16 protein-coding genes are annotated in these 15,143 nt (G+C 62.8%); 10 read left to right on the forward strand and 6 right to left on the reverse strand.

What is annotated here, in order from left to right; all coding sequences use genetic code 11:
* The first annotated feature begins 101 nt into the window (after positions 1 to 101).
* Both NBH21_RS14185 and NBH21_RS14190 read left to right on the forward strand, forming a co-directional pair.
* A complete protein-coding gene (locus NBH21_RS14185) occupies positions 102 to 575 on the forward strand; it encodes a group III truncated hemoglobin (RefSeq protein ID WP_250914052.1) in 474 nt (157 codons plus the stop codon).
* Positions 576 to 760: 185 nt separating this feature from the next.
* Positions 761 to 1,867 carry a TRAP transporter substrate-binding protein gene (locus tag NBH21_RS14190; RefSeq protein WP_250914255.1) on the forward strand — a complete coding sequence of 369 codons (1,107 nt, stop codon included), beginning with the start codon at positions 761 to 763 and terminating at the stop codon, positions 1,865 to 1,867.
* 113 nt (positions 1,868 to 1,980) lie between these two features.
* Here NBH21_RS14190 and NBH21_RS14195 read toward each other — a convergent pair whose 3' ends face one another.
* Entirely contained in the window at positions 1,981 to 2,799 is an 819-nt protein-coding gene (locus tag NBH21_RS14195) for an AraC family transcriptional regulator (RefSeq protein WP_250914051.1), read from the reverse strand.
* A gap of 130 nt (positions 2,800 to 2,929) precedes the next feature.
* Here NBH21_RS14195 and NBH21_RS14200 point away from each other — a divergent pair, with 130 nt between their 5' ends.
* The gene (locus NBH21_RS14200) at positions 2,930 to 4,132 is read left to right on the forward strand and encodes an MFS transporter (protein ID WP_250914050.1); all 1,203 of its coding nucleotides are present in this window, start codon (positions 2,930 to 2,932) and stop codon (positions 4,130 to 4,132) included.
* A 181-nt stretch (positions 4,133 to 4,313) separates the two neighbouring features.
* Positions 4,314 to 4,817 (forward strand): hypothetical protein, encoded by a 504-nt coding sequence (locus NBH21_RS14205; RefSeq protein ID WP_250914049.1) that lies wholly within the window; start codon positions 4,314 to 4,316, stop codon positions 4,815 to 4,817.
* Positions 4,818 to 4,829: 12 nt separating this feature from the next.
* On the opposite strand, the gene NBH21_RS14210 is transcribed toward NBH21_RS14205, so the two are convergent.
* Entirely contained in the window at positions 4,830 to 5,570 is a 741-nt protein-coding gene (locus tag NBH21_RS14210) for a pyridoxamine 5'-phosphate oxidase family protein (RefSeq protein ID WP_250914048.1), read from the reverse strand.
* A gap of 68 nt (positions 5,571 to 5,638) precedes the next feature.
* Here NBH21_RS14210 and pdxR point away from each other — a divergent pair, with 68 nt between their 5' ends.
* The 3 genes from pdxR (at position 5,639) to NBH21_RS14225 (ending at position 8,516) form a co-directional block, all read left to right on the forward strand.
* Entirely contained in the window at positions 5,639 to 7,045 is a 1,407-nt protein-coding gene (gene pdxR, locus NBH21_RS14215; RefSeq protein ID WP_250914047.1) for a MocR-like pyridoxine biosynthesis transcription factor PdxR, read from the forward strand.
* Positions 7,046 to 7,156: 111 nt separating this feature from the next.
* A complete protein-coding gene (locus tag NBH21_RS14220; RefSeq protein ID WP_250914046.1) occupies positions 7,157 to 7,423 on the forward strand; it encodes a hypothetical protein in 267 nt (88 codons plus the stop codon).
* A 103-nt stretch (positions 7,424 to 7,526) separates the two neighbouring features.
* The gene (locus NBH21_RS14225; protein WP_250914045.1) at positions 7,527 to 8,516 is read left to right on the forward strand and encodes a Gfo/Idh/MocA family protein; all 990 of its coding nucleotides are present in this window, start codon (positions 7,527 to 7,529) and stop codon (positions 8,514 to 8,516) included.
* A 7-nt stretch (positions 8,517 to 8,523) separates the two neighbouring features.
* Here NBH21_RS14225 and NBH21_RS14230 read toward each other — a convergent pair whose 3' ends face one another.
* Both NBH21_RS14230 and NBH21_RS14235 read right to left on the reverse strand, forming a co-directional pair.
* Positions 8,524 to 8,898, reverse strand: a complete 375-nt coding sequence (locus NBH21_RS14230; protein ID WP_250914044.1) for a GtrA family protein — start codon at positions 8,896 to 8,898, stop codon at positions 8,524 to 8,526.
* Positions 8,895 to 9,908: a glycosyltransferase gene (locus NBH21_RS14235; RefSeq protein ID WP_250914043.1), complete on the reverse strand. Its 1,014-nt coding sequence runs from the start codon at positions 9,906 to 9,908 to the stop codon at positions 8,895 to 8,897. The genes NBH21_RS14230 and NBH21_RS14235 overlap by 4 nt, the downstream gene beginning before the upstream one ends.
* A 157-nt stretch (positions 9,909 to 10,065) precedes the next feature.
* Here NBH21_RS14235 and NBH21_RS14240 point away from each other — a divergent pair, with 157 nt between their 5' ends.
* Positions 10,066 to 11,892 (forward strand): hypothetical protein, encoded by a 1,827-nt coding sequence (locus NBH21_RS14240; protein WP_250914042.1) that lies wholly within the window; start codon positions 10,066 to 10,068, stop codon positions 11,890 to 11,892.
* A 22-nt stretch (positions 11,893 to 11,914) separates the two neighbouring features.
* Here the strand turns inward: NBH21_RS14240 and NBH21_RS14245 are convergent, their stop codons facing one another.
* Positions 11,915 to 12,145, reverse strand: a complete 231-nt coding sequence (locus NBH21_RS14245) for a hypothetical protein (protein ID WP_250914041.1) — start codon at positions 12,143 to 12,145, stop codon at positions 11,915 to 11,917.
* 242 nt (positions 12,146 to 12,387) lie between these two features.
* Entirely contained in the window at positions 12,388 to 12,651 is a 264-nt protein-coding gene (locus NBH21_RS14250) for a spike base protein, RCAP_Rcc01079 family (RefSeq protein WP_250914040.1), read from the reverse strand.
* Positions 12,652 to 12,868: 217 nt separating this feature from the next.
* Between NBH21_RS14250 and xseA the strand changes: the two genes are divergently transcribed.
* Positions 12,869 to 14,488, forward strand: a complete 1,620-nt coding sequence (xseA, locus tag NBH21_RS14255; protein WP_250914039.1) for an exodeoxyribonuclease VII large subunit — start codon at positions 12,869 to 12,871, stop codon at positions 14,486 to 14,488.
* Positions 14,488 to 15,087, forward strand: coding sequence for an NAD(P)H-dependent oxidoreductase (locus tag NBH21_RS14260; RefSeq protein ID WP_250914038.1), 600 nt, complete (start codon positions 14,488 to 14,490; stop codon positions 15,085 to 15,087). Before xseA ends, NBH21_RS14260 begins: the two co-directional genes overlap by 1 nt.
* Positions 15,088 to 15,143 lie beyond the last annotated feature (56 nt).

The raw sequence follows: 15,143 nt of genomic DNA on the forward strand, positions 1-15,143 counted from the left end.
AGTGTGGGCAGCACATATGCGACGATAGGCCTCGTGTTCCTGTGTTTGACGAAAGTCAGCCCGAGGCGCATTAGAAGGCTGGACACGTGAAGGAGAAGTCCGTGGAAAACGATCTGGCCGGCAGGGCCGCCAACCGGGCGGACATACTGGAAAGGGCTGCCGCCGAGATGGCGGCGATGGGCGTCGATGCCGCCTTCATCGACCGTCTGGTCGAGACCTTTTACGGCCGCGTGCAGGCGCATGAGACGCTTGGACCCGTTTTCGACGCGCGGCTTGCCGGCCGCTGGTCCGCGCATCTTCAGCGCATGAAGGCCTTCTGGACTTCGGTGGCTTTCAAGAACGGCGCCTATGGCGGCAAGCCGGTTCAGGCCCATCACGGAGTCGAAGGCATTGAGGAAGGATTGTTCATCGAATGGCTCGCGCTTTTTCGCGCGACGCTTGCCGATCTTCAGGCGAGCGAGGCGGCGCAGGCCTGGTTCATGGCGACGGCCGAGCGCATTGCCCGCAGCCTCGTGCTCTCTCTTTTCTACAACCCGGCCTTCGACGACCCTCGACGCAAGACGTCTGCCGGATAGTCTTCCGCGCAGCTTTCTTGATCCTGTGTCCTTATTTGGCGCAATTTCACGAAAACTATGAGGCCTGCTCGCGCAATTCCGATCGCCATCGGTCTTGCAACCTGATGATGGGCATGCTTAACAGCGCGCGGCCGCAGGAGGCTGGCAGGAAACACGATGACAGGGAGCGACCAGAGCCGATGACCATGAACCGCCGTAAATTTTTCAAGCAGGCCGGCTCCGTCGGTCTGGGTGCCGCAGCTTCCGCAGCACTTGCCGCGCCGGCCATCGCGCAGGAAAACCCCAAGATCACCTGGCGCCTGACCTCGTCCTTCCCGAAGAGCCTCGACATCATTTTCGATGCCGCGACCGATATCGCCAAGAGTGTGTCGGAAGCATCGGGTGGCAACTTCACCATCCAGGCCTTTGCCGCAGGCGAAGTTGTGCCGCCACTGCAGGCCGCAGACGCGGTCGCTGCCGGCACCGTCGAGATGGCGCACACCTGCTGCTACTACTACATCGGCAAGGACCCGGCCTTCGCGCTCGGTACGGCCATTCCCTTCGGCCTCAATGCCCGCATGACCAATGCCTGGTTCACCGCCGGCGGCGGCAATGAACTGCTCAACGAATTCCTCGCAGGCTACAAGCTCTATGCGCTGCCGGCCGGCAATACCGGCGCCCAGATGGGTGGCTGGTACCGCAAGGAAATCAAGACCATCGACGACCTCAAGGGCCTGAAGATGCGCATCGCCGGCCTCGCTGGCGAGATCATGGGCAAGGTCGGCGTGACGCCGCAGCAGATCGCCGGTTCGGACGTCTATCCGGCGCTGGAAAAGGGCACGATCGATGCCACCGAATTCGTCGGTCCTTATGACGATTACAAGCTCGGCTTCTACAAGGTCGCCAAGTATTATTACTATCCCGCATGGTGGGAAGGTGGCCCGACCGTGCACGCCATGTTCAACCTCGACAAGTTCAACGAGCTTCCGGAAAACTACAAGCGCATGCTGACCGACGCCTGCGCTGCCGCGAACGCCCGCATGCTTGCGCGCTATGACGCGTCCAACGCCACGGCCCTGCGCCAGCTCGTTGCCGAAGGCACGCAGCTTCGTGCCTTTTCTTCTGATATCCTCGACGTCTGCCACAAGGCAGCGCTCGAGACCTATGCCGATCTCAGCGCCAAGAACGAAAACTTCAAGAAGCTCTACGACAGCCAGCAGGCCTTCAAGAAGGACGCCTATCTCTGGGCTCAGGTCGCCGAATACGGCTTCGACACCTACATGATGCTGCAGCAGCGCGCCGGCACGCTCTGAGCCTGAACCGCGCGGCTGACGAATTCAAAAGCCCCGGATCGAAAGGTCCGGGGCTTTTTGCCGTGATGCGGAAGCCCGATACCGTGATTGCAGAGCCGCCGCGTCGGCCCGCTTCAGGATGTTCGCGTTTTCAGATAGGTGCTGGGTGAGCGGCCGAGCATGCGCCGGAACATGGTGGAGAAGGCCGCGATGTTTTCGTAGCCGGCGTCGAGCGCGACATTGGTGATTGCCTCTCCATCCGCCAGCCGCGGCAGGGATGCGAAAAGGCATGCCTGCTGCCGCCACGTCACGAAGCTGATGCCGGTTTGCGCCCGAAACAGCCGCGTGAAGGAGCGGCGGCCGATCCCCATGTCCCGCGCCCAGTCATCGATGCTGACGGTTGCCGAGGGAATTTTCAGGAATTGCCGGCAAAGCCGCGCCAGCCTCTGGTCATTGGGAAAAGGCAGGCCGAGCGGCCGTTCCGGCAATTGGCGGAACTCGTCGAGCAGCAGGTCGGTGACCATCGTCAGTCGGTTTTCCCTGACCGGCCTGTCCTCCTCCTCGACCAGTTCCTCGATCAGGTTTTGCGCAAGCGGGGTGACTTCGACCACCCGCGGCCGTCTGGCCTCGTCGCTGGCGACATTCACATAGATGGAGCGCATCTCCACGGCGCTGATCATCTCGGCGGAATGTTCCACGCCGGCGGGAATGATCAGGGCATGGCCGGGCGGGATCATCCACCGCCTGTCATCCGTGCTGACGAGCACGATGCCGCGCCGCGCGAACCAGAGCTGCGCGCGCCTGTGCGAATGAAGGGAAACCTTGAAACCGGCGGGATAAACGCGGCCAAGCGCCAGAACCGGCTCGTTTGCCTGATCGATCCAGATCAGACTCTGGTTGTGATAGTCCTGGTCGACGCTTTGTGCCGCCCCGGTGAGGTCAATAACGCGCATTTGGCCCACTCACGAAAGAATTCGACCAGAACACAAAAGCGGGCCAGTGACAAGCCGGATATGACGACGATCAATCCGCGCAGGAGGATGAGCGGATCGGGTTTATCATTACAGACAAGGGACAAGAGGGATGGCCAGTATAGCCGCCACCGGAAGCCAGGTCGAAAGGACCGCCTTCTCCATCATTTTCGCCGCAAGCTTCTGCCATATGCTCAATGACATCATGCAGTCGCTTCTGACGTCGCTCTACCCGCTTCTGAAGGATAATTACGCCCTCGACTTCGTGCAGATCGGCCTTCTGACCTTTGCCTTTCAGGTCACGGCATCGCTGCTGCAGCCGGCCGTCGGCATTGTCACGGATCGCTGGCCCATGCCCTTCTCCCTGCCGGCGGCGATGCTGTCCACCTGCGCCGGCCTGATCACCCTTGCCTATGCCAGCCATTTTTCCGTGCTGGTGCTCGGGGCCTGCCTGATCGGCATCGGTTCGGCGATCTTCCATCCGGAAGCATCGCGCGTGGCACGGCTTGCATCCGGTGGACGCCATGGTCTGGCGCAGTCCTTCTTTCAGGTCGGCGGCAATACCGGCACGGCCATCGGCCCGCTGCTTGCGGCCTTCATCGTCATTCCGCGTGGACAGGGCGTCCTGAGCTGGTTCTCGCTCATCGCGCTTCTCGGTTTCTGCGTACTTTCGGGCGTCAGCGTCTGGTACATGCGCCATCGCCGCAGCAATGCCGGCCGGCCGTCTCCGAACCGTACACTGCCGCTGCCGCGCAATCAGGTAGCCTGGACGCTTGCCATCCTGATCGTGCTGACGGCGACCAAGAATGCCTATCTGGCAAGTCTTTCGAGCTATTTCACCTTCTTCGCCATCCACAAGTTCGGGGTGGGCGTGCAGGATGCCCAGATCATGCTGTTCCTCTTCCTCGGCGCATCGGCGGCCGGCGTCTTCTTCGGCGGGCCGATCGGCGACCGCTTCGGCTCGCGGGCGGTGATCTGGTTCTCGATCCTCGGGGTCATCCCCTTCGCTCTGATGCTTCCCTATGCCGACCTGTTCTGGACCTCGGTGCTGGTGGTGGTGATCGGCTTCATCTTCTCCTCCGCGTTCTCGGCCATCGTCGTCTTCGCGCAGGAACTGGTGCCGGGCCGCGTCGGGCTGATCGCCGGCCTGTTCTTCGGCTTTGCCTTCGGCTTCGGCGGCATCGGCGCAGCCGTCCTCGGCGTCTTTGCCGACAGGCAGGGCATCGAATTCGTCTACAGCATCTGCTCCTACATGCCGCTTCTCGGCCTGCTGACCATTCTCCTGCCGCGCCTGCCAAGCCAGCGGCGCGCGTAAACAGCCGGAGGCATTCCGGGCCGTTGTATCGGAACGGCCAGAGGAAACGACGGGAGGCCGGCTATCTGCCGGGCTCCCGTTTCCGTTTGTGGGGCACCATCACTGTGAAGACCCGGTATCGCTGGCGGATGGCTCGTGCTAGAGCGGCGCTTCTTTTGATCGAAACGACCGGCGAGGCTCCATGACCATTGCACTCTATGCTGACTATGTCGCGGATCTGAGAAGCCTGTTCACCGAGCTCGACCGCTCGCCGGAACAGTTCCAGACATTCGACGTGCGGCTGGAACTGGCGGCCGCAGGCGGTCTCATCGTTTATGAAACAAAGCGCCGGAAGGGTCTGACAGACAGCCTTTATTACGGCCGCTCCGCCAGCACCGGCGCCAACCAGCAGATCTCGCAGGCCACGGCCTTCGCCGCGATCGATCGTTTCTTGGCACTCGGCCAGTTCATCGCTCTTGCGGGGGATGCCTCGCAGAACCACGCGATGGATGCCGGGTACCCGCATTGCGCCGTCAACTTCTCCTATCGGAAGAAGGGACACCCCAAGGCGCTTTCCATGCTGATGGTCTTCATCGGTTTCAACGATGATGAGGATGCGCGCGCCTTTGCCGAAAAGGCCGCTGACGCTTCGGTCTTCGTGACTGCGCGGCCCTGTAAGGGAGACCGCGCCCACGAGTGGAAGTGAGACCTTGGCGCCCTATCGATTGCCGGCCTCTTCATAGAGCCGCTGGGCCTCGATCAATGCGTCGTCCAGCCTCTTTCCGGCACCGAAAAGCGAGAGCGTTTCCGGCTTCGACACGCCGGCCGGAAGATGTGGCGAAGCTTCCGTCTCGCCGATCACCGTGCGGACGGGAATGACGCCGGCCCAGACAGGCAGACCGTAATCTTCCTCGTCATCGCCGACGCCCTTGGCGCGGACCTTGGCCGAAGCATCCTCGATCCGCATGCCTATGACGGCCGTCGCCTTGATCTCCTGCCCGGTGGTTGGTCGAAGCAGTGCGCTGCGGTCGGGATAAAAGCGGTCAATGACGGCGCGCAGCGCCTTTTCCTTCTCCGTGGGATCCTCGACCAGCCGGGCGGTGCCGAAGCACATGGCCGAACGATAATTTGCCGAATGATTGAAGCCGGAGCGGGCGAGCACCAGCCCGTCCAGATGCGAAACCGTCAGGCAGGCCCGCGTTCCGGTCTTGAGATGGCGCAGCATGCGGCTCGCGGACGAACCGTGCCAGTAGAGCATATCGCCTTCGCGCCAGTGGATCGTCGGCGTGCAGAAGGGCTGGCCGTCGATAACGTAGGCCACATGACAGAGCATGCCGGCATCGAGGATCGCATGCACGGCGGCGTGATCATAGCTGCCGCGCTCGTGCAGGCGCTTGATGCGGTTGCGGTCGGTTATGGGGTAGGAGCCGGTTTCGGCTTCGATGGTGCTGGTGGACATGAACTTGCCTTCCTCAATGCTGTCGGTCTATCTATGCAGGAACATTGGTTCGAAATAGCTCCAATTCCATGTCAAAAATGAAGACCAATCCGGCCGACTGGTCGGCCCTGATCCCGGTCCTGCCGGATGACGGGCCGCATACGGCCGCGCTCTACCGAACCGTCCGCCGACTGATCGAGACGGGCAGCATCACGCCGGGAACCAAGCTTCCCCCGACGCGGGATCTTGCGGCCCGCCTGAAGGTCTCTCGTGGGTCGGTGGTCGCCGCCTTCGAAATGCTGATTGCCGATGGCTTTGCCGAGGCGCGGACGGGTGCCGGAACCTTCGTGGCGGGGCAGGTCCCAGTCCTTCGCGCACCCGATATGGTCGTGGAGGCGGCGGGCGACATCGCGCCGCCCCTGCCGGGCACGCTGGGGATCGCCACTGCCGATGCCCGTACGCTGAAGACGTTCCGGGCACTGTTATCCTGGCATCTGGCGCGGCCGGGCTTCGAACATTTCCATTATGGCGATCCGCGCGGTTCGGCGGATCTGCGCGAAGCCGTCGCCAGCTATCTGCGGACGGCACGCGGCGTGCGCTGTGATGGCGCCTCCGTCGTTATCACCCATGGCACCCAGCAGGCGCTCGATCTCTTCATCCGCAGCGCCTTGCAGCCGGGAGATGGCGTGTGGATCGAGGATCCCTGCTATCCCATGGCGCGGACCGCTTTTGCTGAAGCCGGAATGCGGCTTTCGGGTATTCCCGTGGATGGCGAGGGTCTGGATCCGGTGGCGGGAGAAAGCCTGATGCCCTCGGCGCGTGCCGTCTATGTCACGCCATCGCACCAGTTTCCTCTGGGCGTCACCATGACCATGCCGCGCAGGCTGGCGCTGATCGACTGGGCGCGGCGCAACGACGCCTGGATCGTCGAGGATGATTACGACAGCGAGTTTCGCTATGCCGGACCGCCGCTCACCTCGCTGCAGGGCATGGATGACACGGGCCACGTCATCTATGTCGGCACCTTTTCCAAGGCGCTCTTTCCCGGTCTCCGCATGGGCTACATGGTCGTGCCGCCACCCCTGCGGGAAAAGGCCGTGGCGCTGAAGAGCCGCACGGACCGATATCCGCCGACGCTGGCGGAGGCGGCCCTTACCGATCTCCTGCGCGAAGGGCATTTCGCCGCCCATCTGCGCCGCGCCCGTCGCCGCACCGAGGCCGCGAGGAACGAACTGGTCGCGGGGCTGTTGTCCAATCCACGAGCGGGTATCGAGGTCGAGACGCCCGATCAGGGACTTCATCTCATCGCCCGGTTGCCGGCAGGTGTCGAGGATACGGCGCTGGTGGAAAAGGCGAGGGCGGCGGGACTGGGCGTGCGGGCCTTGTCCTCCATGAGCGTTTCGGGAAAGCCCCGGCAGGGGCTCGTCATCGGCTTCTCCGGTTTCAGCGGCGAGGACCTCAGGGCGGCGGCAAGCCGCTTCGTCGCGAGCTTGTGAGAGGCAGTCGCGATGGCGCGCCTTGCGGACGAAGGCTCCGCACTGCTACTAGGATCGGAGGCGAACAGCAGGAAGCCATGGCAGGGAGGCCGGGCTGGAGTAGGAGACGGCGTGAAATTTCTCGACCCAAAGCATCCGTTTTTCAAGCCGCTCTGGCGCCGTATCCTGACGGTGGTCGCCCCCGCCGCCTGGGGTTTGGTCGAGCTTTCGAACGGTGCCTCCGGCTGGGCCATCCTGTTTTTCGGCGCATCCGCCTATGCCGCTTACGAATTGCTTTTCATGTTCGAGCGCAGCAATCGGGAAGCGGCATCCGCTGCCGACAAGGATAGATCGCCAGCCGACGACAATGGCGCGGATGGCGGCGACGGCGGCGATTGACCGGTTGAGGAGATGATCTCTCCTATCCGAAGATGACCTTGCCAAGGCTCTCCTCCGCCAATAGGTTGCCCACCTGAAACGATTTAAATGCGGAGGAAGAGCTATGCTGCGCTTTGGAATTCTGTCGACGGCTAAGATCGGGCGCGATCTGGTGGTTCCGGCGATACAGGATGCGGAAACCTGCGTCGTTACCGCCGTGGCGAGCCGCGATCTGGCCAAGGCCCGTGCCATGGCAGACCGCTTTTCCGTGCCGCATGCCTTTGGTTCCTATGAGGAAATGCTGGCGTCCGATTTGATCGACGCCGTCTACATTCCCGTGCCGACGGCGCAGCATGTCGAATGGGCGATCAAGGCGGCCGATGCCGGCAAGCATGTGCTCTGTGAAAAGCCGCTGGCGCTCAAGGCCGCGGAGATCGACGACGTCATTGCCGCCCGCGACCGCAATGGCGTTCTCGTCACCGAAGCGTTCATGGTGACTTACGCTCCCGTGTGGCGCAAGGTGCGCTCGCTGCTGGCAGAAGGTGCAATCGGGCAGTTGCGGCATGTGCAGGGCGCCTTCACCTATTTCAACCGCGACCCTGCCAACATGCGCAACAAGCCCGAACTCGGCGGTGGCGGCCTGCCGGATATCGGCGTCTACCCGGCGATCTCGACCCGGTTTGCGACGGGTACGGAGCCGCAGCGCGTGCAGGCCGTGGTCGAGCGCGATCCGGAATTCGGCACCGACATCTATGCCAGCATCAAGGCCGATTTCGGCGGTTTCGAGCTGAGCTTCTATGTCTCCACCCAGATGGCCAATCGCCAGACCATGGTGTTTCACGGCACGGAAGGCTTCATCGAGGTCCGTTCGCCCTTCAACGCCGACCGCTGGGGCGCGGAAGAGGTGGAACTGACCAACCGGGCGCACACCGAGTCGCAGATTTTCCGTTTCCAGGACAGCCGCCAGTATCGCCGCGAGGCCGAGGCCTTTGCGCATGCCGTGGAAACCGGTGATTACAGCGATGTCGTGAGCCTCGAGAACTCCCGCGCCAACCAGCTCTTCATCGACGCGATCTACCGCGCCGGCGAAAGGGACGGGTGGGAAGCAGTGTAAACCGCCCTCAGCGCCGGAAGACGAAGCGGGAATAGCCAAAGAAGCTGAAGGCCATGGCGGCGATCGAGGCGAGCACGAGTGCCGCAAACGGCGTGAGCATCGGCGCCGAGATCAGCAGCGCCGAATAGAGCAGGTAGTTCACCACGGCAGACGTGATGCCCACAGAACCGTAGCGGAAACCTTCGACGGCAATCGAATGGCGTGAAGCCCCGAAGGTGAAGCTGCGGTTGAGAAACCATGTGCAGACGAGGGCGACGGCGATCGCGACGAGGCGCGCGAGAAAAGGGCCGAGTGGCGTCGTCTTGAGCAGCAGCATCAGCACCGCCGCGTCGATCAGGAAACCCGCCGTGCCGACGATGCCGAAGCGCAGAAGCTTCTTCATGCGGCATCCGCCTTGCTGCTGTGGGCGGCGTTGATTCCCTGCTTGTCCGTGGCAGCCTTTTCGGAAAGCGCGGGGCGCAGGGCCGGCAGGTTCATGTAGTGGATCCTCAGGTGTTCCGCGCGCGAGCGGGCGAGCGAATCCAGGATCAGCGCAGCCGTCAGCGACAGGAACGACATCATCAACAGGACTGTGGCGAGAATCCAGCTCGGGACGCGGCTGACATAACCCGTGGCGAAGAATTCGAAGAGAACTGGCACCATGAACCCGACGCTCAGCGCCAGAAGAGCGGCGCTGATATTGCCGAAAAAGGCGAAGGGACGGATTTCCTTCATCAGCATGGCGAACATCCAGAGGATTTTCGCGCCATCGCGGAAGGTCGAAAGCTTGGAGTGCGAACCTTCCGGACGCCGGCCGTAATCGAGTTCTAGCTCGCAGACCGGCAGTTTCAGCCGGGTCGCATGCACCGACATTTCCGTCTCGATCTCGAAGCCGCCGGAAACGGCGGGGAAGCTCTTCACGAAACGGCGCGAAAAGGCCCGGTAGCCGGACAGGATGTCGGTGAAATCATTGCCGAACAGGAAGCGGTAGAGCCAGTTGAACATGCGGTTGCCGAAGGCGTGGCCCTGACGGCCGGCATCGGCATGCACCCCGCGCCGCGTGCCGACAACCATGTCGGCGCGTTCGGTGATCAGGGTGCGGATGAGTTCCTCGGCGTCCTCGGGCGCGTAGGTGCCGTCGCCGTCGGCCATGATATAAATGTCGGCGTCGATGTCGCAGAACATGCGGCGCACGACATGGCCCTTGCCCTGGCGGCGCTCTCGCACCACGGTCGCGCCTGCCAGCATGGCGGTCAGCGCGGTGCTGTCGGTCGAATTGTTATCGTAGACATAGACGCGGGCATCCGGCAGCGCTTCGCGGAAGCTGCGCACGACATTGCCGATGGTCGCTGCCTCGTTGTAGCAGGGCAGGAGAACGGCCACCTCGATATTGTCAGGCCATGTTCCGCGCATGTGGAATTCTCGCTTGAAAAGGGTTCTGCCGTCACGCGAACGGCGGCGCTTTACTATTTCTTGAGAACGTTAAAGCTAGGTTTCCCGCATCGACACTATCTGTGATCTTGCCGGCCATTTCTCCTGAGCGAGGCCGGTTCGCGGGGAATGAATGCCCATGGCCGATCATGCCATTTCCGTCGGAACGACAGAGCCGTTCTGGACACGCCTCCGGCTGGTTCTGCCGATCTACTATATGGTTGTGGTCGCTACCCTCATTCTGATCCATCTGCCTGGCGCCAGTGATTATGTCGGCGCGGACAATGACGATTGGATGCGCCTGATCGAGGTGCGCGACCTCATCGGCGGGCAAGGCTGGTTCGACATGACCCAGTATCGGCTCGGTCTGGCGGGCGGCACGCCGATGCACTGGTCGCGCTTCATCGATCTGCCCATCGCCGCGCTCATCCTGCTATTCGGACAGTTTCTCGCGCCCGAACAGGCTGAAGCTGCGGCCCTATTCGTCTGGCCGGTCTTCCTGATCCTGCCGCTGCTGGCGGCGATCGGCCTTGGCGCGAGGCGTCTCGGTGGCACGCCGGCCATGCACATCGCTCTGGGTCTCGCCTGCGTCTATGTCGTCACCTCCAACCGCTTCCTCCCCGGCGCGCTCGATCATCACAATGTCCAGCTCGTTCTCGTCGCGACCATCGCGGCGATGCTGGTCGACCCGCTGCATCGGGCTGCAAGCTATGCACTTGCCGGATTTTGCTGCGCGCTCGCCATTGCGATCGGGGCCGAAACAACCCCTCTGATCGCGGTCGTCTGCCTCGTCGTCGCGGTGGTCTGGGCCTGGCATGGAGCGGCCTATGCCGCAGCCGCTCGTGCTTTCGGATTGACCCTGGCGCTCTGCGTGTCCGCCTTCTTCTTCCTGACGGTGCCGCCCCGTCTTTACGCCAATGTCACCTGTGACAGCCTTTCGCTCGGATATTTCGGCATTGCGACCGTCGGCGGCGTGGCGCTTTTCCTGTCCACGTTCCTTTTCACGGAAGGATCGCGCGGAAAGCGTTTCGCCATTCTCGCATTCGATGGCGTGGTGGTGCTGGCGGCGGCATTGCTGCTTGCGCCGCAATGCCTGCAGAACCCGCTGAACGATCTCGATCCGCTGATGGTGACGATGTGGCTCAACGAGGTGACCGAGGCGCAGTCGGCCCTTGCGCAACTGCACCGCGAGCCGGGAAGCTTCGGCGGATATTATATCGTCGGCTTCTTTGCGGTCATCGTCTGCGCTTCCCGTATCGTGCTCAGGGACCGCGTCGAAGCGCATGCCGTTCTCCTGCCGCTCATCCTTGCGAGCTGGGCCATTGCGCTCGTTCAGGTTAGGGGCGCGGCCTTTGCCAATCTTCTTTCGATCCTGCCGCTCTCCGTGCTGATTGCGGAATTGCGGCGCAATGCCAATCGCAATCCCGAGCATATGGGGGCAGGCCTCGCCTTTGCCGCCGCCACGCTGTTTGCCGTGCCGAGCGTATGGATGCTGGGCGGCACCTTCTTCACGGAAGGTTCCGACGGGGTAATCAATCGCCTGCGTGGGCAGATTTCGAAGAGCGCCGTTCCGGGTGAGGATTGCACCAGCGCCCGTGCCTTGATGCAACTCGGCGAACTGGAGCCGACGACCGTCGTTGCGGGATCGGAAGCGGGCGTGAAGATCCTGCGCTATACGCCGCATCGCGTGCTGACGGCGCCCTATCATCGCGATCAGGGCGGCATGCTGGCGGAACTGCACATCGGTATGGCGACGCCCGAGGCCGCGCTGCCTCTGCTACGCAGTTCGGGAGCAACCGTCATTGCCTATTGCAAGATGGATCCGCAGGTGAAGATGGTTTCGACGTTGGAGCCCGACGGGCTATATGCCGCCTTGGCCAAGGGCGAGGTTCCGGCCTATCTTCAGGTCCTGCCGAAAGACCCGGTATCCGGCTTCGTTCTCTACCGGCTAGTCCCTGGCATGTAGACGAGTATGGACGCAAGGGGCCCTAAAGCACGGGCCGTCTGCGACAGGCAAACAGCACGAGCAACAGATCGACGAGCCCGATGTTGAAACCTATGACCGCGATGGCGAGCGGCAGCAGCGATGCCGGCTCGGGCGGCAAGACGAGCGCCAGCACGAAGACGAGCGGGATAAGAAGCGCAACCAACGCTATTGCAAAGGCCGAACGCGTCATTCCCGCGGCGATACCAATCGCCATGGTTGAGAAGAATATCACAGTTGTCCCTACCCCTTGATCATGACAAATCCTGGCACGAACGGCCGGGAATCATCCTGATCCACATCAAAGAGGCATAGCGGAAATTCACCCGGAAGCGCCAGATTTTTCGGCATTTTGCCAAGGGTCTTGCACTTTCTTGCCTGACAAAAGCAAAGGAACGGTTCCGCGGGGGAGGGAACCGGCCGGGTTGGGGCAGGCGGGAAGGCCGCCTGCCCCGGATTTAAGGGAGCGGCGATCGGTCAGACCAGGCCGACGATGCCGTCCGCCGTCGTGCCTGTGTCGAGCACCCTGCTCACCCGCAACGGCAGGATCGAACCGCCGGGAACGCTCGTGAGTACGATGCTCGCGCCGGATGCCATGACGACGGCTATATCTCCGCCCGAACCGAGATAGAGGCCGCGGGTGGTCTCGACGAGGTCCACGTCGTCGTCGGGAAGGATAGCGAAGCCGGTCGAGGCCGGACCGGAGAGCGAGGGATGGACGTTGGAGAAGCGATCGGTCATGTCGGGGTTTCCTTTTGGGGCTGGTGGATGCCCCATTGTCCCCTGAAATGGCCGGGCGGGGATGGTCGGGCGCAGTTTTCGAGCGAAAATATCCGGTCCGTACCGCGTGTCTTGCAGTCAAGACCATGAAAACAGGAGAGGTTTTGCGGAAGCGGCAAGCCGGGGATTGGAAAACCCCGTTGCTGAACTTCCCCGAAATTTGCGCTAGGGAAGAAGCATGAACAGTTTCTTCAACGACGATTCGCGCAGCAATCTCGCCGAGTTCACGGTCTCGGAACTGTCGGGCTCGATCAAGCGCACGATCGAAACCGCCTTCGACCATGTGCGGGTGCGTGGCGAAATCTCCGGCTATCGCGGTCCCCATTCGTCGGGCCATGCCTATTTCAGCCTGAAGGACGACAAGTCACGCATAGACGCGGTGATCTGGAAAGGATCCTTTTCCAAGCTGAAATATCGGCCGGAAGAGGGCATGGAAGTCATCGCCACCGGGCGCATCACCACCTTCCCCGGTTCGTCCAAGTACCAGATCGTTATCGAGCAGATGGAGCCGGCCGGCGCCGGCGCGCTGATGGCGCTGATCGAGGAACGCAAGCGCAAGCTTGGCGCCGAGGGTCTGTTCGACGCGGCGCGCAAGAAGCCGCTGCCCTTCATGCCCAAAGTGATCGGCGTCGTGACGTCTCCGACCGGGGCGGTCATCCGGGATATCCTCCACCGCATCTCCGACCGCTTTCCGGTGCATGTCGTCGTCTGGCCGGTCAAGGTGCAGGGCGAGGGTTCGGGCGAGGAGGTGGCCAACGCCATCAACGGCTTCAATGCCCTGCGCCCCGGGGATGATATCCCGCGGCCGGATGTGCTGATCGTTGCGCGGGGCGGCGGCAGCCTCGAAGACCTCTGGAGCTTTAACGACGAGATCGTGGTCAGGGCCGCGGCCGCAAGCCAAATTCCGTTGATTTCCGCCGTAGGTCACGAAACCGACTGGACGCTGATCGACTATGCCGCCGACGTGCGCGCGCCGACACCGACCGGCGCCGCCGAAATGGCGGTGCCGGTCAAGGCGGAACTGGTTGCGCAGGTGGCCAATCTCGCGGCCCGTCATTCCGGCGCATTTGCAAGGCAGATGGACCAGCGGCGGCAGAACCTGCGTGCGCTCGCCCGCGCGCTTCCCTCCCTCGACCAGTTGCTGGCTTTGCCGCGACGTCGTTTCGACGAGGCGGCGACCGCCCTTGGCCGAAGCCTTGAGCTCAACACCATGGCCAAGCGTCGAAGCTTCGAGCGCGTGGCAAGCGCGCTTCGGCCCGATATGCTGGTGCGCCGCATCCAGGAACGGCGACAGACCGTTGCCGAGCGGTCGGCGCTCGCCGAACGCATCATCGAGCGGATGATCGACCGCCTGAGAACCCGGATCGGCCGCGCCGATGCTGCCCTGACGGCAGTTCCAGCGCGTCTTAAAGGGCATACGGATCGCGGGCGTGACCGGCTGTCGAGCCTCATGCTGAGAGCCGACAGCGCCATCGGCAATGAACTGAGGGCGCAGCGCGCGGCGCTGACGGGGCATGAACGCATGCTGCAGTCGCTCTCCTACAAGAACGTGCTGATGCGTGGTTACGCAGTCATCCGCGATGGCGAAGACCGACCTGTTTCGCGCGCCGCCGCACTGTCGGCAGGGGATGCAATCTCGATCGAGTTTGCTGACGGACGTGTCGCTGCGATAACGGGCGAGAGAGACGGAACGCCGCCCGCTCCTCCATCACCTGGCCCGGCGCAGGCGAAGCCGGCGTCAGCGAGCCGCGCGGCAAGGAAAACCGAACCGCCGAGCGGGCAGGGGAGCCTCTTCTGATGAGCGGACGGCGCTTTCTTGTTGTGCTCGCTCATCCCCTGGCGGAGAGCTTTGCCGCCGCGATGGCACGGGGGATCAGGGAAACGCTGGAAGCGAAGGGGCACAGCGTCGACCTGCTCGACCTCTATGCCGAGGATTTCGACCCGCGGCTCACCGCAGCCGAGCGGGCGAGCTACATGCAGCCGCCCTACGATTTCTCCGGTGTTGAGTCACTGGTCGAGCGGCTTCGCGCGGCCGATGGGCTCATTCTCGTTTTTCCGCAATGGTGGTTCAACCTGCCGGCAATCCTCAAGGGCTTCATCGACCGTGTCTTCGTACCGGGCGTGGCCTTCGATCACGATCCTGAAGGGGGCCGGCTAGTGCCGAAGCTCGGCAATATCCGCACATTCTGGGTCGTCACTACCACGGGCTCCCCCTGGTGGGTCGTGCATTTCTACATGGGCAATCCGGTCCGGCGCATCCTGAAGCGCGGCGTGGCCGCCTTCTGTTCCCGCGGTCTCGATTTCCGCATGTTCTCGCTGCATGACATGGACCGCGTCACGGAGGAAAGATGCGGACGGTTCATCGGCAAGGTCAAGCAGGCGCTCTCCCGCCTTTGACCTTGCAGGCCCATGGGCAGCACGGTGGCCGGATTTCATCGCGCACGACTATTTGC

The sequence above is a fragment of the Ciceribacter sichuanensis genome (genome assembly GCF_024055605.1).
GTDB lineage: Bacteria > Pseudomonadota > Alphaproteobacteria > Rhizobiales > Rhizobiaceae > Allorhizobium > Allorhizobium sichuanense.